The following is a 20,771-nucleotide window of genomic DNA, read 5'->3' as shown; positions in this document are numbered from 1 at the left end:
GGACAACCTTTATGCGTTTTGACGAAGCATATTCCGGCAATGTCTTCATCCGCAGCCACGGAAGCTATGAAGAAAGCCAAGCAGTCATTTACGGCATGCCGATGGACTGGACGGTCAGCTTCCGCCCAGGTTCCCGTTTCGGCCCTGCCCGCATTCGCGAAGTATCGATCGGTCTCGAAGAGTACAGCCCGTATTTGGACAGACTGCTCGAAGACATCAAGTATTTTGATGCTGGCGATATTCCGCTTCCTTTTGGCAACGTGGAAGGCAGCCTTGATGCGATTCGCACCTTCGTGGCAAAAGTGTTGGAAGACGGCAAATTCCCTCTGGGACTGGGCGGCGAGCATCTCGTTTCCTGGCCGGTATTCCAAGCTGTATACGAAAAGTACAAGGACATGGTGGTATTCCACTTTGACGCGCATACCGACCTGCGCGACAACTACGAAGGATACCAGTATTCCCACTCCACGCCAATCAAAAAGGTGTGCAACCTGATTGGCGGCAAAAACGTCTACTCGTTCGGGATTCGCAGCGGAATGAGAGAAGAGTTTGAGTGGGCAAAAGAAAACATGCACCTGTACAAGTACGATGTTCTGGAGCCTGTGAAGCAAGTGCTGCCGACGATCGGCAACCGTCCGATCTATCTGAGCATCGACATCGATGTTCTCGACCCTGCGCACGCACCTGGCACAGGTACAACAGAAGCAGGCGGCATCACTTCCCGCGAGCTGCTGGACACGATTCACTTCATGGCGCAAAATGGCGCTAATGTGATTGGCTGCGATCTGGTGGAAGTGGCTCCTGTGTACGACCACAGCGAGATGACGCAAATCGTGGCATCCAAAATCGTGCGCGAGTTGCTGCTCAGCTTTGTAAAATAATCGATACAACGACAAGCCTCCGGAACTCACAAAGTACCGGAGGCTTTTGTATGGCGTTGCTCGCACCTTTTCTTATCTGAACCTGAATGGATGCAGAAAATTTTCGAGCGTCGCGTAACGTAACGTGTAAGACACTCCCTGAGCAGGAGCAGGAGCAGGACATTCATTTGCACTTTAAAAACATTTTTATTTACTAAGTTTATAAAATTAGATAAAATTGGCATAGAGAATAAAAAGTTGCCGAAGCATTATCGAGGGAGTTGTTATCCATGAGAGAAGTTTTTGCGCATGCTGAGTTTCGCAAGCTGTTTTTCTCCAATCTTTTTTCCGGCTTCGGTCAAGGCATGACGATGATCGGGATTGCCTGGTATCTAGTGGAAACCACAGGTTCGGCCCAGCTGTTGGGTTCGACCATGTTCGTCTCGGCTGTGTTGATGTTTTTTATCGGGCCTTATATCGGGACGCTGATTGATCGTTATTCCCGCAAAAAAATGCTGCTCGTTGAAAACTTGATCGGTTTTGGCGTGTTGGGAGTTTTGGCTGTCTGGGGCTTTTTCGGAGAGTATCAGGAATGGATGCTGATCACGATTTACCTGGTTACGACCTTCATGTACCAGATTCATTATCCGGCCCAATCGGCCTTGGTTCAGGAGACGTTCAAACCGAAACATTACAACGACATCAACAGTTTGCTGGAAATCGAGGGACAGACGGCGTCCGTTCTCGCAGGTGCGTTTTCCGGGCTGTTGCTGGGCAAATTCGGACTTTCCACTGTCGTTTTGTTCAATGCTCTGACGTACCTGTTTGCATTTTGTCTGCTTTCCACGATGAAATATACGTTTACATTGGAAGGCGAGGCCAAGCTGAGCCAGGGCGTATCGTGGATCAGCCAGTTCGGGCAAAGCTGGAGCTACATCAAGGAGAAAAAGGGCTTTCTCGTCTTCGGTATATGTGCCTTGATGCCATTTATCGCTGTGATGGCGAGCAATTTGCTGAAGCCTGTTTACGTCAGCCAAACTTTGCAAGCAGATGTCTCGGTCTTCTCGTTCGGGGAGATGGCCTATGCTTTGGGAGCGGTAGCGGCAGGTATACTCGTCTCTGTGGTCGTACGCAAAATGGGGCAGCTGGCTGCGATGGTGGCAAACACGTTGCTGTTCGCTGTCATGATCGTCGTCATGGTGGCCTTGCCGTACGGCTGGGCTTTGATCGGAGCCTATATGTTTTACGGCTGGAGCAATGCCTCTGTTCGCCTCATCCGCCAATCTCTCTACATGACCGTGATCCCGAAACAGTTTATGGGGCGGGTAATGAGCTTTTTCAACTCGCTCGGCATGATGATGCGTTTGGTGCTGATCGGCGTGTTTACAGTCATGATTGACTACACAGGAGCAGGCATGGGCTACCTTGTCCTGGCGGGATTGCTTTTGCTCGCGGCGGTTGGTGTTGCCGCGACCATGCGCTTCCTTTTGGCGGACGCAAAGGACCAGGCAGCGGTTGCAACTCAAGAAGGATGATCGTAAAATGAATGGATGATTGTCCGACAAGCAAGCAGAAATCGTGGAGTGTGGAGAGCGTCATGGAAGAAGTACAACTGAAGCTGTCAGCCAGACATCGCGTCGACGGAGAATGGGATGAAACGACGCATGAGTACAAAGGAAAGCTTGTGCAAAAAGCATCTGCCTGGTATTTGACATATAAAGAACAGCTGGAAGGCGCGGGAGAAGTCAGTACAACCCTCAAACTGACGGACAGCGCTGTTACGCTGGTGCGCCAGGGTGGCGTTTCGACGAGACAGCACTTTGAAAAAGGGGCAAGCACGCATTCCACTTACCAGAGTCCGTACGGGCCGTTCGCCATGGAGACACATACGAGCAAGCTGCGTATCCGCTATGAGGAAGACGCCCCGGTACAGGTGGAAATTTTTTACCAAACGTGGATGAACGAGCAGTACGCTGGCGAGCACGAACTGAAAATGGAGTTAGGAAAATAAGCCGCTCTTTGCAAGGGCGGTTTTTTGCACGTACAATAGAAGGAACTCGCGGCAGGAGTTGGAAGGAGGGTTCAAGCATGTTCGTACTCGTGAATGGCCTTATTGCCGGTCTGGGTTTGGCAGCTTTTCTCGCGCTGGGAGACGGCTTGTTCGACACCAGTACGTTTCCTGTACTGATCGACGTCAGTTATGTCCCGGGCATGGAAAACTTGCCGTCAATCGCGGAGCTTTTGCTCCATCTTTTGATCAGTGTGATCATTGCTTTTTTTCTGATGTATTTTTACCCTCGTGAAGATCGCGGCAAAAGGACCCGTTATTTGCTGTACTGGATGCTTGGATTTGCAGTCGCCTTCTTACCGTTTAGTCTCTTGAGCAAAGTTCCGATAACGTGGACAGCATTTTGCATATGGATATGTGGACATTTGCTTTACACCGTCATGCTCTCGGTACAAGTAGCGCGAAATCGATAGGATGATGTTGATTTTGCCGAATTTTCGGCATAGTGATGGTTTTTTGGCAGCAAGGTTGAAAGGGGTGGAGGCCAGCATGCCGTTGTCTGATACGGTAGAAATGTTGCAGGCAATACTGGGGGCCATTGATGAAGGGATTCATGTGGTCGATGCGGAAGGAATCACGATTTTCTACAACCACGTCGCGGCAAGACTGGACGGGTTGACGCCAGAAGAGGTGCTGGGGAAGCCTTTATTGGAGGTGTTTCCTTCGCTCGATCGGCATTCGAGCACGCTGCTGCGTGTCATTGAGAACGGAGAAGCCATCTACGATCAGACACAGACGTACAAAAACTGGAAAGGAATGCGCGTAGAGACGATCAACACGACGCTCCCGGTCCGAGTAGGCAAAAGGCTGGTCGGAGCGGTTGAGGTCGCAAAAGATATCGGCAAGCTGAAAGAGCTGTCGGAGCGGTTGGTTGACTTGCAGGCGAAAATCAGCAAGCCAAAGCGCGCCAAACGGGGGGCGGATGAGGTTGCTTTCCACTTCGAAGACATTTTGACCAAGAGCGAGCAGATGAATCACTTGAAGGAGCGGGCGAAAAAGGCCGCGCGCACGACTTCACCCGTGCTGATTTACGGCGAGACGGGAACTGGCAAGGAGCTGTTTGTGCAATCGATTCACCACGCGTCACTGCGCAGCAGCAAGCCGTTTATCGCGCAAAACTGTGCGGCGCTGCCAGCGTCATTGCTGGAAAGCCTGCTGTTTGGCACGGTGAAAGGCAGCTTCACAGGGGCAGACGATCGGCCGGGACTGTTTGAGCTGGCGGATGGCGGAACGCTGTTTTTGGATGAACTGAACAGCATGCCGCTCGATTTGCAGGCAAAAATGCTGCGCGTGCTGCAGGATGGGCAAATCAGGCGGATCGGCGGCAGTCAGTCGGTCAAAGTGGATGTGCGGGTGATCGCTGCTGTCAACGAAGCTCCGCAACTGCTTGTCGAGCGAGGTTTGATGCGAACCGACCTGTATTACCGGATCAACGTCGTCTCCTTTTCCTTGCCGCCGTTGCGCGAGCGCAGAGAAGATGTCGACTTGCTGGTCGAGCATTTTTTGGCCAAGTTCAACCGGGTGTTCGGCATGAACGTGCGCGGCATCAGCCCGGAAGTGGCCCAGCTTTTCGCGCGTTACGACTGGCCGGGGAACGTCAGGGAACTGGAGCATGTGGTAGAGGCAGCGATGAACATGGTGGAGGATGACATGATCATGATGGAGCATTTGCCAGCGCATATGCTGGAGCGAGTGCAGCCGGATATGCTGCAAAGCCCTTCAACGCCTGAGCCAATCCCAATCTCGTTGCTTGCGGACAGGGAAGGCTGTACGCTGCCCGAGATTCTGCGGGAATTGGAAGAGCGGATCATCGGGGACGCGCTGAAACAGACGGATGGCAATGTACTGCGGGCAGCGAAGCTTTTGGGCATCCCAAGGCAAACGCTGCAATACAAGCTTTCGCAACGAATGATCCCGCCCTGTTGAATGCCGAAATTTCGGCAGCGCTTTCATTGGTTTAAAGGGAAAGAAACGCTTACAAAACGCTCTATTTCCTATTTTCTAAATTTTTTGATTTGATTGGCACGACCCTTGCATCTTTACTTGGTCGAGTGAAACGCATGATGGTTCACTACAGACGAGAGGAGATGTGACACAGATGACAGTAGCGACAAGACGTGACTGGCGTTCGATTGAACTTTGGAAGGATGTTCCGGAAGAAAAATGGAATGACTGGATGTGGCAGCTGACCCACACCATTAAAACGGTAGATGATTTGAAGCAAGTAATCAACCTGACGCCGGAAGAGGAAGAGGGCGTGCGTATTTCCACGCAAACCATTCCTTTGAATATTACGCCGTACTACGCTTCATTGATGGACGTCGATGATCCAAAAGATCCGGTGCGCATGCAATCCGTTCCGCTGTCTTCCGAAATGGTTCGCACAAAGTACGACATGGAAGACCCGTTGCATGAGGATACCGATTCTCCTGTTCCCGGTTTGACTCACCGTTATCCAGACCGTGTGCTCTTCCTTGTGACGAACCAGTGCTCCATGTATTGCCGCTATTGCACGCGTCGCCGCTTCTCCGGCCAGATCGGCATGGGCGTGCCGAAGAAACAGCTCGACGCCTGTATCGATTACATCCGCAGCAGACCGGAAGTGCGTGACGTGCTTCTCTCTGGCGGAGACGGCCTGTTGATCAACGACCGCGTTCTGGAATACATCATCAGCAGCTTGCGCGACATTCCGCACGTAGAAATCATCCGTATCGGAACCCGCGCGCCAGTCGTATTCCCGCAGCGCATTACGGAAAACCTGTGCAACATCCTGAAAAAGTATCATCCGGTATGGCTGAATACGCACTTCAACCATCCAAAAGAAATTACACCGGAAGCGAAGCAAGCTTGCGAAATGCTGGCAAATGCGGGCGTTCCGCTGGGCAACCAGGCTGTGATTCTCGCGGGAATCAACGACTGTGCCAACACGATGAAAAAGCTGGTGCAAGACCTGGTCAAAATTCGCGTCCGTCCGTACTACATCTATCAGTGCGACCTGTCTGAAGGAATCGGTCACTTCCGCGCTCCTGTCAGCAAAGGGATTGAAATCATTGAGCACCTGCGCGGCCATACCTCCGGCTATGCTGTCCCTACCTTTGTGGTGGACGCTCCGCACGGTGGCGGAAAAATCCCGGTCAGCCCGAACTACATTATTTCGCAAGCGTCCGATAAAGTGGTGCTGCGCAACTTCGAAGGCGTAATCACATCGTATCCGGAGCCTAAGACCTACCATGAGCATGACGAGGAAAATTGCGAATACTGCACAGCGGCAAAAGGCAAAGCTGTCGGTATCGCGGCCCTCATGCAGGATGAAGTCGACAACCTGGAGCCGACCGATCTGCCGCGCAACAAGCGCATCAAGGCCACCAAAGTCAAGTCGCTGGCAGACGTGCGTCTGGAGCAAAAAGCGAAAAAAGAACAGACGCCTGCAGAAGCAAAAGAAGCGTCCGGCAAATAAACGTGAAAAACAAAGTGTTAGCAGCTGCCTGATTGAACGGGCAGCTGTTTCTTTTTCGTGAGCATGAGGGTGAGAATATTGCCAATTTTATTTGCAGGATGGTTCATTTCCCGCTTCTGTGATAAGATCGGATTACAGTAATATGAGCGAACGTTCAGTCGGTATTATTGCATTGTTTGAAAAAATCAAACTTACAGACTGAATAGTCATTCATTTTTCTTTTTGATTCTGATAAGATAGAAAGTAAAGACAACTCGTGAAAGTGGGGGAGTAGAAACATGCTGGCACTTATCAATCTGATCGCTTTTTTCCTGGTGCTCGCTTACGGGCTGTATCTGGCCGGACATGTTGTGTACAGCAGATATTTGTTCATCAAGCTGGGCAAAAAGCCGGATGTGAAAAATGACTTTGGCGCACGCATCAACCTGATGCTGGACAACGTCATTTTCCACAAGAAGCTGTTGAAGGACAAGAAAAGCGGGATTATGCACGTCGTGATGTTCTACGGATTCATCACGCTGCAATTCGGCGCGATCGAGCTGGTGATCAAAGGGCTATCGACGGGCTTCGAGCTACCTTTTGGCAGCGCTCACAAATACTTTTCGCTCATGCAGGAAATCACCACTTTTCTGATTTTGGCTGCTGTCGGATACGCTTTTTACCGTCGCTATATCGAGAAGTTGAAACGGCTGAAGCGCGGCTTCAAGTCAGGGATTGTCCTGCTGCTGATCTCCTCTCTGATGGCGACTGTATTGCTCTCCCTGGCTTTTGAGCAAATTTGGCTCGGGCATGAAGCATCTGGCTTTGCTCCGATCTCCTCCGTCTTGGCAATGGCCTTTTCCGCCATCGGAGTAGGAAGTACGGGCGGAGCGGTTCTCTTTTATATTTTCTGGTGGGCGCATCTGATCATTTTGTTGGGCTTTGCCGTCTACGTGCCGCAGTCCAAACACGCTCACTTGCTGTTTGCTCCGGTTAACGTCTGGTTCAAAAAGCTCGATCCGCCAGGAAAGCTGTCGAGCATCAACTTCGAGGACGAGACACAGGAAGTATTCGGCGTGGGCAAGATCGAAGACTTCACGCAAACACAGCTGATCGACTTGTACGCCTGTGTAGAGTGCGGGCGCTGTACGAATATGTGCCCGGCAGCGGGAACTGGAAAAATGCTCTCGCCGATGGACTTGATTACGAAAATGCGCGACCATCTGACGGAAAAGGGAGCCGCTGTGACATCCCGTACGCCGTGGATGCCAAGCTTTGCTTTTTCGCAAACGACTGCCAACCAGATCGCTGTGCAAGCTTCGGAAGTGGCAGCCACAGCCGAGGGCGCGACGTCCATTTACGAGAAAAACCTGATTGGCGATGTCATTACCGAGCAGGAGCTGTGGGCTTGTACAACCTGTCGCAACTGTGAAGACCAATGTCCGGTGATGAACGAGCACGTGGATAAAATCATCGACATGCGCCGCTATCTCGTGATGACCGAGGGAAGCATGCCAGCCGAAGCGCAACGTGCCCTGAACAATATCGAGCGCCAGGGCAACCCTTGGGGAATCAACCGCAAGGACCGGATGAAATGGATTGAAGGTCTGAATGGTCAATACGAGGTGCCGACCGTCAAGCAGGTCGAGGAATTTGAATATTTGTTCTGGGTCGGCTCCATGGGCTCGTTTGATCTGCGCAGCCAAAAAATCTCGCATGCTTTTGTGAAGCTCATGCACGAAGCAGGCGTCAAGTTCGCCATCCTGGGGAATGAGGAAAAGAACTCGGGAGATACGGCGCGCCGCATCGGAAACGAATTTTTGTTCCAGCAGCTGGCACAGGAAAACATCGCGTTGTTCGAAGGCTACGAAGTGAAGAAGATCGTCACCTGCGACCCGCACGCGTACAACACGTTCAAAAACGAATATCCGGAGTTTGGATTGACCGCGGAAGTGTACCACCATTCCGAGTTGCTCGCCCAGTGGGTGAACGAAGGCCGCTTGAAACCGACGAAGGCAGTCAAGGAGCGGATTACGTATCACGATTCCTGCTATTTGGGTCGCTACAACGAGATTTACGACAAGCCGCGTGTCATCTTGGAAGCAATCCCTGGCGTCGAAGTGGTGGAAATGAAGCGCAGCGGCTGTGACAGCATGTGCTGTGGAGCAGGCGGCGGCCTGATGTGGATGGAGGAGCATGAAGGCTCGCGTGTCAACGTGGCGCGTACCGAGCAAGCATTGGAGGTCAACCCGACCGCGATTGCCAGCGCCTGCCCGTACTGCCTGACCATGATGAACGACGGAATCAAAACCAAGGAAAAAGAAGACGACGTCAAAACGCGCGATGTGGCGGAGATTTTGGCGGACGCGATCTGACAAGCGACGAAGACGAGAAGTGTTCTTTTGGGAGCTCCGAACAGCCTGATTAGGAAAAGAAGTCAGGCTGTTCTTTTTTCGTCGGGATAAGGGTAGCAAACACGGGCGTCAGAAGCTTTAACATAGCCCAACTTTTCTAATAATTCATTGACTAATCGGGTTGAAGACGGCAAAATGAAGATAGCAGAAAATGAACGAACGCTCGGTCATAAGAATGGAGGGCATGCGATGAAAACGGTGATAGTTGGGGCGGCACGTACCCCGTTTGGCAAGTTTGGCGGTTCCCTGAAAGCGTTGTCTGCGGTAGACCTCGGTGCAATCGTGATCAAGGAAGCTTTGGAGCGCTCTGGTATTTCCGGCGATCAAGTCGACGAAGTGATCATGGGCATGGTCATTCAGGCGGGAGCAGGACAGGTTCCTTCCCGGCAGGTAGCGCGCAAGGCCGGACTGCCATGGGACGTGGCGAGCGAGACGATCAACAAGGTGTGCGCCTCAGGGATGCGGGCTGTCACGATGGGCGACCAGATCATTCGCGCAGGCGACGGGGAGATTATCGTTGCTGGCGGCATGGAGAGCATGAGCAATGCGCCTTATGCGCTTCCGGCGGCGCGTGATGGCATGAGAATGGGAGATGCGACTGTGCGCGATCTCATGATGTACGATGGCCTCACTTGTCCGTTTAATCAAGTGCCGATGGCTGTTCACGGCAGCAACGTGGCTGAAGAGTACGGAATATCGCGTGAAGCGCAGGACGATTGGGCGCTGCGCAGCCAGCAGAGAACGGCGAGAGCGGTCGAGAACGGACTTTTTGACGAGGAGATCGTAGCCGTCTCCATTCCTCAGAAAAAAGGGGAGCCGCTGCAAGTGACAAAAGACGAAGGACCACGCCCGGATACGACCAGGGAAGGTCTGGCGAAACTGCCGCCAGTCTACAAAAAGGACGGAACGATTACGGCAGGCAACGCGCCTGGCATTAATGACGGAGCAGCAGCGATGGTGCTGATGTCCGATGCCAAGGCCGAGGAGCTGGGCATCAAGCCGCTCGCTACGATTCTCGGACATGCGCACGTAGGAGCAGAAGCGCCTTACATTGCAACGACACCAGGGCTGGCCATCAACAAGCTGCTCGAAAAAACAGGGGTTTCGCTGGACGAAATCGCTTTGTTTGAAGTGAACGAAGCGTTTGCAGCCGTGACCTTGACCAGCGGCAAAATCGTCGGTTGGGACGACGAGAAAGTAAATGTAAACGGGGGAGCGATCGCGCTCGGTCACCCGATTGGAGCGAGTGGAGCGCGAATTATCATGCACCTCGCATACGAGTTGAAAAGACGCGGTGGCGGACTAGGGATTGCGGCGATTTGCAGCGGTGCCGCACAGGGAGACGCTATCCTGATTAAAGTGGAGTAGGGGGCCTTTTACATGAACGTACAAACGATAATGGTCATCGGAGCAGGACAGATGGGCAGCGGCATTGCCCAGGTAGCAGCACAGGCAGGCTTTCGCGTTTATTTGAACGACGTGCAGCAGCCGTTTGTGGAGCGCGGTCTGGCGACGATCACGAAAAACTTGTCGCGCAACGTGGAAAAAGGCAAGCTGAGCGAAGACGACAAACAGGCGATCTTATCCCGGCTCGTCCTGTCGACCGATTTGGCAGACGCGGCGAATGCTGATTTTGTTATAGAAGCTGTCACCGAAAATATGGCGGTGAAAACAGCGATCTTTTCCAAACTGGATGAGGTATGTCCGCCGCATGCGATTTTGGCGAGCAACACGTCCTCTCTTCCCATCACCGAAATTGCCGCAGTGACGAAGCGGCCGGAAAAAGTGATCGGGATGCATTTCATGAATCCTGTACCTGTGATGAAGCTGGTCGAAATTATTCGCGGTTTGCAAACAGCAGACGAGGTATACCAGCTGACCGAAGATTTGTCGAAGCAAATGGGCAAGGTGCCAGTAAGCGTAAATGATTTCCCGGGCTTCGTGTCCAATCGGGTGCTGATGCCGATGCTCAACGAAGCGATCTATTGCGTGTATGAGGGCGTGGCAACGCCAGAAGCGATCGACGAAGTGATGAAGCTGGGCATGAACCATCCGATGGGTCCGCTCCAGTTGGCTGACTTTATCGGTCTTGATACGTGCCTCTACATCATGGAGGTGCTGCACGAAGGCTTCGGCGATTCCAAATATCGTCCTTGCCCGCTGCTTCGCAAATACGTAAAAGCGGGATGGCTAGGCAAAAAATCCGGTCGAGGATTCTACGTGTACAACTAACTGAAGGATTCGGCAGAAAGGTAGGACGGACATGGATTTTCGATTGAACGATGAGCAAGAGATGATGCGCCGCATGGTACGCGACTTTGCGCAAAAAGAAATTGCGCCGTTTGTTCCGGTTATGGAGGAAAAGGATGAGTTTCCCCGCCAGATTCTCAAAAAGATGGGCGAGATGGGGCTGATGGGAATACCGATCGCTGAAGAATGGGGAGGCGCCGGAGCCGATTTTGTCTCCTACATTTTGGCGATTCACGAGATTTCCAAAGTGAGCGCGACAGTGGGAGTCATTTTGTCCGTGCACACCTCTGTAGGAACGAATCCGATTCTTTACTTCGGAACGGAGGAGCAGAAGCGCAAGTACGTGGCAAAGCTGGCTCGTGGCGAATATCTCGGCGCTTTTGCCCTGACCGAGCCGCATGCCGGGTCCGATGCCAGCAGCATCAGAACGACAGCGGTGCGAAGCGGGGATGAATACATCCTGAACGGCAACAAAGTGTTCATTACAAACGGCGGCGAAGCGGATACGTACATCACTTTTGCGGTCACGGATGCCAGCAAGGGAAGCAAAGGAATTTCCGCTTTCATCGTGGAGAAAGATACGCCGGGCTTTATCGTCGGCAAAAAGGAAAAGAAAATGGGGCTGCACGGCTCCTACACGACTGAGCTGGTGTTTGACAACGCTCGCGTACCTGCTGCCAACCTGTTGGGGCAAGAGGGAGACGGCTTCTGCATAGCGATGGCGAACCTGGACACGGGCAGAATCGGAATCGCTGCGCAAGCGTTGGGGATCGCCGAGGCTGCTGTCCATTACGCGACAGAGTACGCAAAAGAACGCAAGCAATTCGGACAACCGATCGCCAAGCAACAAGCTATCGGGTTCAAGCTCGCGGACATGGCGACAAAAGCGGAAGCAGCGAGACTGTTGGTGTATCGCGCAGCATCACTGCGCAGCCAGGGAATCGCCTGCGGCATGGAAGCGTCGATGGCAAAACGGTTCGCTACGGATACGGCGATGGAGCTGGCGACAGAAGCGGTACAAGTGTTTGGCGGGTACGGCTACACCAGAGAATATCCGGTTGAGCGTCTGTTCCGGGATGCCAAAGTTACGCAGATTTATGAGGGTACCAATGAAATTCAACGAATCGTAATCGCCAAGCATTTGCTTGCTGACTAAATAAAAGCCTTTTGTGCCGCCCGGTTACTGGGCTGACTAAAACAGGCGAAAACACATGGGGGAGTGAAAAAAATGAATTTCCAGCTCACGGAAGAACATGACATGATGCGTAAAATGATCCGCGATTTCGCAGAAAACCAGGTGGCTCCGACAGCAGCCGAGCGCGATGAGGAAGAGCGCTTCGACAGATCCATTTTTGAACAGATGGCAGAGCTTGGCTTGACGGGCATCCCTTGGCCGGAAGAATACGGAGGCGCTGGCGCGGACTACTTGAGCTACGTCATAGCAGTCGAAGAACTCTCCCGTGTGGATTCGTCGATCGGCGTGACTTTGTCCGCACAAGTATCGCTGGCAAGCTGGCCGATTTACAAGTTTGGCACAGAAGAGCAGAAACAAAAGTTTTTGCGTCCATTGGCAGAAGGCAAAAAAATGGGAGCTTACTGTTTGACTGAGCCAGGCTCAGGCTCCGACTCCGCAGGAATGCGTACAACTGCTGTGCGCGATGGCGACCACTACATTTTGAACGGCAGCAAAATTTTCATCACCAATGCGGGTGAAGCAGAGATTTACATCGTTTTTGCCGTAACCAGCCCTGAGCTGAAACACAAGGGAGTTACCGCCTTCATCGTGGAAAAAGGCATGGCCGGCTTCACGATGGGCAAAAAGGAGAAAAAGCTGGGCATTCGTTCCTCGCCAACTTTGGCTGTGAATTTTGAAGATGTACGAGTTCCTGTAGAGAATAGACTCGGCGAGGAAGGCCAAGGCTTCAAAATCGCCATGATGACGCTGGACGGCGGACGAAACGGAATCGCTGCCCAAGCGGTTGGCATCGCGCAGGGAGCTTTCGAGCACGCGCTTGCTTATGCCAAAGAACGCAACCAGTTCGGGAAGCCGATCGCGTCCTTGCAAGCCATCCAGTTCAAGCTGGCTGACATGGCAACCAAAATCGAAGCCGCTCGCTTGCTCACGTATCAGGCTGCATGGCTGGAAGACCAGGGCCTGCCTTACGGAAAAGCATCTGCCATGTCCAAAGTATTCGCGGGCGATATCGCGATGGAGGTTACGACCGAAGCGGTGCAAGTATTTGGCGGGTACGGCTACACCCGTGAGTACCCTGTCGAGCGCTTCATGAGGGATGCGAAAATCACGCAAATTTATGAGGGCACCAATGAAATCCAGCGCGTGGTAATCAGCAACTACCTGCTAAAAGAATAGAGAAATCATTACCGACAACCACGATTGTTCCAACTAGCTGAACGCAAAAAGATTTTTTGATAAGGCCTGTGGAAAAGAAAGGTTTGGCTTTGCGCTCTTACTCGCGTATAATTGTTTGCGAAAAGATCGTCAATGAGCGTTTGCGCCTTTCTTTTCCTGAAAGTGTCTGACTAAACGCTCAGTCGGTTGGAAGGGTGGATTTGTTGTGTCCGAAAGAAGAAAAACCATACCGTCCTTGGTAAAGGACCCGAAGTTGATTGAAAAACGCCGGGAGCAGATTATTGAAGCTGCCGTTCATCTCTTCATTAATAAAGGTTTTCACAAAACGACGACGAGGGAGATCGCCCGGGCTTCCGGGTTCAGTATCGGCACCTTGTACGAGTACATCGAATCGAAGGAAGACGTGCTTTATCTCGTTTGCGATGCGATTCATGCCGAGATGGAGACGCGTTTGCGCGAAGCGATCAATTTTAACGGCACAGGCTTGAAAATTTTGAAGCTCGCACTCAAAAGCTTGATCCGCGTGATGGATCAGATGAGCGACCGCGTCCTGCTCATTTATCAGGAGTCGAAGTCGCTGCCGAAAGAAACGCTTCGTTACGTTCTCGGACGTGAAGAAGAGATTGCCCAAATTTTTGTGGAGATCCTGCAAAAAGGGATTGCCGACGGTTCGCTGCGCATTGATGAGAAGCATGTCAAGCTGATGGCTGACAATATCATGGTGCTGGGCGAAATGTGGGTGTTCCGTCGCTGGGCTCTGCACAAGCACTATACGTTGGAGGAGTTCACCGAAAAGCAGATTACGCTGTTGCTTCGTGAAATCAGTGTCTCCGACTAAGTCATTTACTTGAATCTCGGGGAGAGTGGAACGATGGAAACCGAAGTGTATCGTCCGCAAAACAAGGTGCGTTTTGTGACCGCTGCCAGCTTGTATGACGGTCACGACGCCTCGATCAATATCATGCGCCGTATTTTGCAGTCATCGGGAGTGGAAGTGATCCATCTTGGTCACAATCGCTCGGTCGATGACATCGTGACTGCTGCCATCCAGGAGGATGTGCAGGGCATTGCCATCAGCTCTTATCAGGGCGGCCATGTGGAATATTTCAAATACGTGATTGATCTTTTGCGCGAGCGGGGAGCGGAGCATATCCGTGTCTTCGGGGGCGGCGGTGGAGTAATCGTTCCACGCGAGATTCGCGAGCTGGAGGAATACGGCGTCTGTAAAATTTACTCGCCGGATGACGGCAGGCGTTTGGGCTTGCAAGGCATGATCAACGACATGATCAGAAACAGCGATTTTCCGACCGTCAAACAGTTGGAAGACGAAGTAAAGGGCTTGCGCGAGCAGAATCACAAGGCTGTCGCCCGACTGATCTCTGTCGCGGAGTATGCGGTGGATCAGCCAGAGTGGAAGGAACCGCTGCAAGCAAGCGTGCTGGAAGCCCCAGAGTCGATTCCGGTGCTCGGGATCACAGGTACAGGTGGAGCCGGGAAAAGCTCGCTGACCGATGAGCTTGTTCGCCGCTTTATCCGTACGTATCCGGAAAAAACAGTCGCGATTCTGTCTGTCGATCCATCCAAGCAAAAATCGGGTGGAGCGTTGTTGGGCGACCGGATACGGATGAATGCCAACAACACGCCACGCGTCTACATGCGCAGTTTGGCGACGCGAAAGTCAGGCATGGAGCTGTCGGCGGCGTTGAAAGACGCCATTCAAGTAACGCGTGCCGCACAATTTGACTTGATCATCGTGGAGACGAGCGGGATCGGTCAGGGCGATGCGCAGGTGACGGAAGTGTGCGATGTTTCCATGTACGTCATGACCAGTGAATTTGGTGCGCCATCGCAGTTGGAAAAGATCGACATGCTCGATTTTGCGGACGTGATCGCGATCAACAAGTTCGAACGCAAAGGCTCGGAAGATGCTTTGCGGGAAGTGCGGAAGCAGTATCGTCGCAATCATCAGCTATTCGATTTGCCTGACGAGCAAGTCCCGGTTTACGGTACGATTGCCAGCCAGTTCAACGATCCGGGCACAAATGTGCTGTTTGCTGCTCTGATGCATAAAATTGTGCAAAAGACGAATGTGGACTGGTCTGTTGAGAATTTGGATACTACTCCTGTAAAAATTCACAAAACTTCGTTGATTCCGACAGAAAGAATCAACTATTTGCAAGAGATTGCGAATACGGTCCGCCAATACCAGGCGTACACCGATGAGCAGTCCGCTATCGCCCGCAAGCTGTATCAGCTGCACGGCGCCAAGGAAACGCTGCTTGCAGCCAAGGACGAAGCAGCAACCGAATTGATCGCGGTACTCGACAAGCAAATCAAGCTGTTCGAGGAAAAGCTGCATCCCGAATGCCGCAAAGTGCTCGACAACTGGCCCAAGCTCAAGGAAGCGTACAGACAGGACCAGTTTGTCACTCGCATTCGCGACAAGGAAATCGTCACGAAGCTGTTCAGCGAATCGCTGTCAGGTACGCGCATTTCGAAAGTAGCCGTGCCGGACTTCCATGACTGGGGCGAGATTTTGAAATGGTCGCTGAAGGAAAACGTACCAGGCGAGTTCCCTTATACAGCTGGGGTATTTCCGTTCAAACGCGAGGGAGAAGATCCAAAGCGGCAATTTGCGGGCGAAGGCACGCCTGAGCGCACGAACCGCCGTTTTCACTTCTTGTCCCAAAACGACGAAGCGAAGCGGCTGAGTACGGCTTTTGACTCGGTGACCTTGTATGGGGAAGACCCGGATTATCGCCCTGATATTTACGGGAAAATCGGAACGAGCGGCGTGAGCATCTGCACGCTCGACGACATGAAAAAGCTGTATGCCGGCTTCGACTTGTGTGCGCCGAGCACATCGGTTTCGATGACGATCAACGGTCCTGCTCCGATGATTTTGGCGATGTTCATGAATACGGCCATCGAGCAGCAGATCGAGAAGTTTGTCCAAAAGGAAGGGCGCCAGCCTACCGAGGAAGAAGCCAAACAAATCAAGGCGTATACGCTGTCGACGGTTCGCGGCACGGTCCAAGCGGATATTTTGAAAGAAGATCAGGGACAAAACACATGTATCTTCTCGACTGAATTTGCGCTGCGAATGATGGGCGACATCCAGCAGTATTTCATCGATCAAAAGGTGCGCAACTACTACTCCGTGTCGATTTCCGGCTACCATATCGCGGAGGCGGGGGCGAATCCGATTACCCAGCTGGCGTTTACGCTGGCGAACGGGTTTACGTATGTGGAGTATTACTTGAGCAGAGGCATGCACATTGATGACTTTGCGCCGAATCTGTCGTTCTTCTTTTCCAATGGACTGGACCCCGAGTATACGGTCATCGGCCGGGTCGCTCGCCGCATCTGGGCAACCGTGATGAAAAACCGCTACGGCGGGAATGAACGCAGCCAAAAGCTGAAATATCACATTCAAACATCCGGACGCTCCTTGCACGCGCAGGAGATGGATTTCAACGATATCAGAACGACGCTGCAAGCGCTGATTGCGATTTACGACAACTGCAATTCGCTGCATACCAATGCCTACGACGAGGCGATTACGACCCCGACAGAGAACTCTGTACGCCGGGCTATGGCGATCCAGATGATCATCAACAAGGAAATGGGCCTCGCGAAAAATGAAAACCCGTTGCAAGGCGCGTTTATTATTGAGGAGCTGACGGATCTGGTCGAAGAGTCCGTGATGCAGGAATTTGAACGGATCAGTTCTCGCGGCGGCGTGCTGGGAGCGATGGAGACGCAGTACCAGCGCGGCAAAATCCAGGATGAATCGATGTATTACGAGATGAAAAAGCACACAGGCGAGCTGCCGATTATTGGCGTGAATACTTTCATCAATCCGAACGCTTCCGAGGACGACTACGAGATCGAACTGGCGCGGGCGACCGAGGAAGAAAAAGAACAGCAAATCATCAACCTGAGAGCGTTCCAGGAGCGCCATCGCGATGTAGCTCCACAGGCGTTGCGCCGTTTGCAGGAAGTAGCGATGGCGGGCGAAAACATCTTCGCCGAACTGATGGAAACGGTGAAGGTCGCTTCGCTCGGACAGATCAGCGCCGCTTTGTATGAAGTCGGCGGTCAGTATCGGAGAAACATGTAGCGGCAAGTTTGGAGCGCAAAAACGAAACAAGGGCCACCTTTGTACAGAGGCGGTCCTTGTTTTGGTTGTTTAAGGGGGGGATTCCATGTAATCGAGAATGTATTTTTGAAGGGTAGAGGTAATTTCGCCATTTCTGGTGATCATCTTTGTTTCCATCTCTTTATCGGATAGTTTGGCATGTTGGGGTAAGGTAGGTAATACTCGAAACGTTGTCACCTGAATAAATAGACCATTGGCTGTAAAGCTGTTGCTGTAAACAGAAGGGAAAGTCATTTCAGACCCCAGCCTTTTGCCGGTTGTGCTGTCGATCCTGTTTACGCTGGCATAATGCTTCTCCGATACCCACGGATGGTAATAAAAGCCGACTTTTGTCAGGATATCCCCATCTTCTATAAATATTTCTTTTGTTAAGGCTTTCGATAAGTCGTCATCAATCGCGTCTACCTTGTTTTTCGACCATTTCATTTCTGGATTTCCCGGATAAATGGTGTAGTGTTGAGCAGTAGGCTTGATTGTTTTATACGTTTGGGACAAATGATCCATGGCACCGTTAACTCTGCTGACAAACTGTTCATATGACAACTGCTTTTCTGGTTCTTTTCCGAGCGTGAGAATACCAATCTGCCACAGTAACAGTAGTCCGGCAACTGCCAGAACACATTTGATAACAATGCTGTTCATTTTCATACAACGATTCCTTTCAGAGAAAGTAAATGATTCTGCAATAACGAAGTTCTTTGCTGACATGCAAAACAAGAGTAGAAGCTGAACTTCTACTCTTGTTTTTTATTTTTCAATCATACGTTACTTTTCCGAAATGAATCTTACCAGTGTCGTATTCACTGTAAGGCAATCTTGCATTTACTGTTCTAGTTTTAAATCCGGAATTACCGGAAACGTCTTGCCACTTGTATTTTACAGCCCCGCCTGTTCGAACACCGTGGGCATAAATTTTAATAGAGCCAGTTCTGCCAGTATACAAATTGTATTTTTTGCTAGCGCCGATCCCCTCAGATGTAGAGGAAGCTCTGGCTACGCTTCCATTAACGCTTGCTTCCACCTCAACCGCTATAACGTTAAACTCTGCTTTAGCAGAAAGTCCTCCTGAAATTGTCCATTGCACCGTTGACGATTCATTATAGGAAACCGTTAATTCTGTTGTAGAACCAGCTTCATCTCGGGTGTCAAAGGAAAATTCAGCAATTTCAAATGCGTCCCTCTTGTTTTCAGTATAGCTAGGGACGTAACTCACTGGCCATTCTTTATACATCGAGTCTGATCTAGGAGCAATGTTTTTGGAAGATTTGCCAAAATTACTTTGCCATTCGTTATTTGTTTGCTCTTGAGCAATTTTTTGAATCTCGGAATCAGAATAGTATCTTACATTCCCTTCAGCGAAGCTGACAGAGGAGAAGGCGGTTAGTGATAGAACGGTAGTCAAAAGTGTGACAAATGTTTTCTTTCTAAACATTATATACCCTCCCATATTTTGGAATCTATTTAACCATAAACCATTTTTTGTAAAATAACAATATGATTATCGAAAATACAAGGAAAATATTTACAATTAATGTCGGCGTGTTTTCTAATATCGTAATTGACGACGATGGAAAGGGGGTGTGGATGTTCCTGAGGGAACTAATCATAAGGGTCGTCTCTTGATATCGGCGGTGACGAAGCGTCTATAAATGTGCAAAACGAACCTCTAGAATCTTTTCCAAGGTTCGTTTTGGTTTAGCGATATAGTTGAGCTTAATGCATGGAATGCTTCATTGTTTTAGCGAATCTTGAGGGGACTGTTATAAAATTATCGCAACAGCTCTACCCCTCACTAGAATGCCGCCGAAAAACTTCTTGGTTATACTCAACCGATCTCCCGCGGGGAATACTCAAACTCACCCAATGCTCGTTTTGCAACTGTTTCCCGAGGTAAACGATTTGTCCGACGTGGTAGGAGTAGTGAGAGAGCTGACGCTGGATGGCTTTCATGACGGAGTGAGGCTCGTTTCGGATCGTGACTGTTTTCATCAGGTCGTCATGCGAAAGCGCGGCCAGAGCGGCAAACAGAACTTGCCAGCCTGTCTCCCAACAGGCGATCAGGTCCTCTTTCGTAGCGAAGCCGCCTTCAAATTCCTGGTCGCGATTGCGGCCGGGTTTTTCGCCATCGCTTCCGAACAGATCGGTCCATCTGGCTACCATGTTGCCTGACAGATGTTTGACGATGATTGCAATGCTGTTGGACTCGCTGGAAGGTGCTTGCTGAAGCTGCTCCAGGGAGAGCTGTTCGATCGTCTTTTCCCCGAGTTTTTTCACATCGAAAAACTTGTCTGTCGTACATGAAAGAAACTCCTGTGCCCATTCCATTCGCTTCACTCCTTTCTTTATCTATTTGATCTTACATGAAAATGGTTACACCTTGTTTGAAAGCCTTGCATTTTCGGCTAAAATAAGGAATACTGTATGTTAGCCTTCGTATGTTGAACGACATGCGAAAAAGGAAATGGACTTCATTTATGTATTGCCTATGCAAAGCCTGCGTCCACCAGAAAAGGGCGAGGTCGGTATTGAACCCAATAGTTTTCTAATGGAAAGGACGTGCCCTGGGTGAGTCAATTGTTTGCTCATATTGATCCCGAGAAACTGAGCGAGATGGCGTTGGTTGATATTGCGTATGAAATTTTGCGTGAAACCAACCGCACTTACAACTTCCGCGAGCTGATGGATGAACTGGTTACCGTTCGTAACATGACAAACGAACAACTCATGGCAATCATCGCGCAAGTATACACAGAAATTAACATTGACGGCCGTTTTGTATGCCTTGGCGACAACGTGTGGGGATTGAAGCGCTGGTACCCGACTGACACAGTTGAAGAGACGCAAGAAGGCGGCGGAACCAAAAAGAAAAAAATTATCCTCGAGGACGACTTCGACGATTACGACACCGAAGACGAAGTGGTTGAGGATTACGAAGACGACGATGTTGTCATTTTCGAAGACGAAGAAGAATTTGTTGATGAGGATGCAGAGATCGAGGATGAAGAGATCGATGCTGAAATCGACGAAGAGGAGCTCGAAGAAGAGGAAGACGAGCTGTTCGACGAGGAGCTTGAAGAAGAGGAAGCTGACGAAGAGTTGGAAGATGAAGAGGATAAGTGATAAGTCCTTGACTTCCGCTTGAGGGACAGATAAAATACTCCTTGGGCTTCACATGAAGAAGGATTAAATAAGGGAAACTATAAAACAAAA

The 20,771-nt window shown here is 51.0% G+C and carries 17 protein-coding genes; 14 read left to right on the top strand and 3 right to left on the bottom strand.

What is annotated here, in order from left to right; all coding sequences use genetic code 11:
• Positions 1-11: 11 nt before the first annotated feature.
• The 13 genes from speB to icmF all read left to right on the top strand — a co-directional run bounded on the left by speB (position 12) and on the right by icmF (position 17,522).
• The gene (speB, locus tag DEP07_RS16240) at positions 12-881 is read left to right on the top strand and encodes an agmatinase (protein WP_122962557.1); all 870 of its coding nucleotides are present in this window, start codon (positions 12-14) and stop codon (positions 879-881) included.
• A gap of 269 nt (positions 882-1,150) precedes the next feature.
• Complete coding sequence (locus DEP07_RS16235; RefSeq protein ID WP_122962558.1) at positions 1,151-2,395, top strand: MFS transporter; 1,245 nt, start codon at positions 1,151-1,153, stop codon at positions 2,393-2,395.
• 11 nt (positions 2,396-2,406) lie between these two features.
• A complete protein-coding gene (locus DEP07_RS16230) occupies positions 2,407-2,871 on the top strand; it encodes a DUF1934 domain-containing protein (RefSeq protein ID WP_281868911.1) in 465 nt (154 codons plus the stop codon).
• A 77-nt stretch (positions 2,872-2,948) separates the two neighbouring features.
• A complete protein-coding gene (locus DEP07_RS16225; protein ID WP_122962560.1) occupies positions 2,949-3,341 on the top strand; it encodes a hypothetical protein in 393 nt (130 codons plus the stop codon).
• Between the two features lie 76 nt (positions 3,342-3,417).
• Positions 3,418-4,854 carry a sigma-54 interaction domain-containing protein gene (locus tag DEP07_RS16220; RefSeq protein ID WP_122962660.1) on the top strand — a complete coding sequence of 479 codons (1,437 nt, stop codon included), beginning with the start codon at positions 3,418-3,420 and terminating at the stop codon, positions 4,852-4,854.
• Positions 4,855-5,026: 172 nt separating this feature from the next.
• Positions 5,027-6,385 (top strand): lysine 2,3-aminomutase, encoded by a 1,359-nt coding sequence (ablA, locus tag DEP07_RS16215; RefSeq protein WP_122962561.1) that lies wholly within the window; start codon positions 5,027-5,029, stop codon positions 6,383-6,385.
• Between the two features lie 278 nt (positions 6,386-6,663).
• On the top strand, positions 6,664-8,739 hold the full coding sequence (locus DEP07_RS16210) for a heterodisulfide reductase-related iron-sulfur binding cluster (RefSeq protein ID WP_274874485.1): 2,076 nt from the start codon (positions 6,664-6,666) through the stop codon (positions 8,737-8,739).
• Positions 8,740-8,967: 228 nt separating this feature from the next.
• Complete coding sequence (locus tag DEP07_RS16205) at positions 8,968-10,146, top strand: acetyl-CoA C-acetyltransferase (RefSeq protein WP_287102720.1); 1,179 nt, start codon at positions 8,968-8,970, stop codon at positions 10,144-10,146.
• 12 nt (positions 10,147-10,158) lie between these two features.
• Positions 10,159-11,010: a 3-hydroxybutyryl-CoA dehydrogenase gene (locus tag DEP07_RS16200; RefSeq protein ID WP_063228954.1), complete on the top strand. Its 852-nt coding sequence runs from the start codon at positions 10,159-10,161 to the stop codon at positions 11,008-11,010.
• 31 nt (positions 11,011-11,041) lie between these two features.
• The gene (locus DEP07_RS16195; protein WP_122962565.1) at positions 11,042-12,184 is read left to right on the top strand and encodes an acyl-CoA dehydrogenase; all 1,143 of its coding nucleotides are present in this window, start codon (positions 11,042-11,044) and stop codon (positions 12,182-12,184) included.
• Positions 12,185-12,256: 72 nt separating this feature from the next.
• On the top strand, positions 12,257-13,399 hold the full coding sequence (locus tag DEP07_RS16190) for an acyl-CoA dehydrogenase (RefSeq protein ID WP_287102718.1): 1,143 nt from the start codon (positions 12,257-12,259) through the stop codon (positions 13,397-13,399).
• 205 nt (positions 13,400-13,604) lie between these two features.
• Entirely contained in the window at positions 13,605-14,237 is a 633-nt protein-coding gene (locus tag DEP07_RS16185; RefSeq protein WP_063228957.1) for a TetR/AcrR family transcriptional regulator, read from the top strand.
• Positions 14,238-14,270: 33 nt separating this feature from the next.
• Positions 14,271-17,522, top strand: coding sequence for a fused isobutyryl-CoA mutase/GTPase IcmF (icmF, locus tag DEP07_RS16180; protein ID WP_287102717.1), 3,252 nt, complete (start codon positions 14,271-14,273; stop codon positions 17,520-17,522).
• 69 nt (positions 17,523-17,591) lie between these two features.
• On the opposite strand, the gene DEP07_RS16175 is transcribed toward icmF, so the two are convergent.
• From DEP07_RS16175 to DEP07_RS16165, 3 genes are all read right to left on the bottom strand, one after another.
• Positions 17,592-18,209: a hypothetical protein gene (locus DEP07_RS16175; protein ID WP_287102716.1), complete on the bottom strand. Its 618-nt coding sequence runs from the start codon at positions 18,207-18,209 to the stop codon at positions 17,592-17,594.
• Between the two features lie 106 nt (positions 18,210-18,315).
• Positions 18,316-18,993 (bottom strand): hypothetical protein, encoded by a 678-nt coding sequence (locus DEP07_RS16170; protein ID WP_122962568.1) that lies wholly within the window; start codon positions 18,991-18,993, stop codon positions 18,316-18,318.
• Between the two features lie 350 nt (positions 18,994-19,343).
• Positions 19,344-19,886 carry a DUF1572 family protein gene (locus DEP07_RS16165; protein WP_173596358.1) on the bottom strand — a complete coding sequence of 181 codons (543 nt, stop codon included), beginning with the start codon at positions 19,884-19,886 and terminating at the stop codon, positions 19,344-19,346.
• A 240-nt stretch (positions 19,887-20,126) separates the two neighbouring features.
• Between DEP07_RS16165 and rpoE the strand changes: the two genes are divergently transcribed.
• The gene (gene rpoE / locus DEP07_RS16160) at positions 20,127-20,681 is read left to right on the top strand and encodes a DNA-directed RNA polymerase subunit delta (RefSeq protein WP_122962570.1); all 555 of its coding nucleotides are present in this window, start codon (positions 20,127-20,129) and stop codon (positions 20,679-20,681) included.
• The last annotated feature ends 90 nt before the right edge of the window (positions 20,682-20,771 follow it).

The organism is Brevibacillus sp. (assembly GCF_003521185.1).
GTDB lineage: Bacteria > Bacillota > Bacilli > Brevibacillales > Brevibacillaceae > Brevibacillus > Brevibacillus parabrevis.
This window is presented reverse-complemented; position numbering and strand designations above follow the sequence as displayed.

Bases quoted from the DNA above. Each gene is read 5' to 3' on its own strand.
- speB (WP_122962557.1), top strand. From the start codon at position 12: ATGCGTTTTGACGAAGCATATTCCGGCAATGTCTTCATCCGCAGCCAC.
- DEP07_RS16235 (WP_122962558.1), top strand. From the start codon at position 1,151: ATGAGAGAAGTTTTTGCGCATGCTGAGTTTCGCAAGCTGTTTTTCTCC.
- DEP07_RS16230 (WP_281868911.1), top strand. From the start codon at position 2,407: ATGGATGATTGTCCGACAAGCAAGCAGAAATCGTGGAGTGTGGAGAGC.
- DEP07_RS16225 (WP_122962560.1), top strand. From the start codon at position 2,949: ATGTTCGTACTCGTGAATGGCCTTATTGCCGGTCTGGGTTTGGCAGCT.
- DEP07_RS16220 (WP_122962660.1), top strand. From the start codon at position 3,418: ATGCCGTTGTCTGATACGGTAGAAATGTTGCAGGCAATACTGGGGGCC.
- ablA (WP_122962561.1), top strand. From the start codon at position 5,027: ATGACAGTAGCGACAAGACGTGACTGGCGTTCGATTGAACTTTGGAAG.
- DEP07_RS16210 (WP_274874485.1), top strand. From the start codon at position 6,664: ATGCTGGCACTTATCAATCTGATCGCTTTTTTCCTGGTGCTCGCTTAC.
- DEP07_RS16205 (WP_287102720.1), top strand. From the start codon at position 8,968: ATGAAAACGGTGATAGTTGGGGCGGCACGTACCCCGTTTGGCAAGTTT.
- DEP07_RS16200 (WP_063228954.1), top strand. From the start codon at position 10,159: ATGAACGTACAAACGATAATGGTCATCGGAGCAGGACAGATGGGCAGC.
- DEP07_RS16195 (WP_122962565.1), top strand. From the start codon at position 11,042: ATGGATTTTCGATTGAACGATGAGCAAGAGATGATGCGCCGCATGGTA.
- DEP07_RS16190 (WP_287102718.1), top strand. From the start codon at position 12,257: ATGAATTTCCAGCTCACGGAAGAACATGACATGATGCGTAAAATGATC.
- icmF (WP_287102717.1), top strand. From the start codon at position 14,271: ATGGAAACCGAAGTGTATCGTCCGCAAAACAAGGTGCGTTTTGTGACC.
- DEP07_RS16175 (WP_287102716.1), bottom strand. From the start codon at position 18,209: ATGAAAATGAACAGCATTGTTATCAAATGTGTTCTGGCAGTTGCCGGA.
- DEP07_RS16170 (WP_122962568.1), bottom strand. From the start codon at position 18,993: ATGTTTAGAAAGAAAACATTTGTCACACTTTTGACTACCGTTCTATCA.
- DEP07_RS16165 (WP_173596358.1), bottom strand. From the start codon at position 19,886: ATGGAATGGGCACAGGAGTTTCTTTCATGTACGACAGACAAGTTTTTC.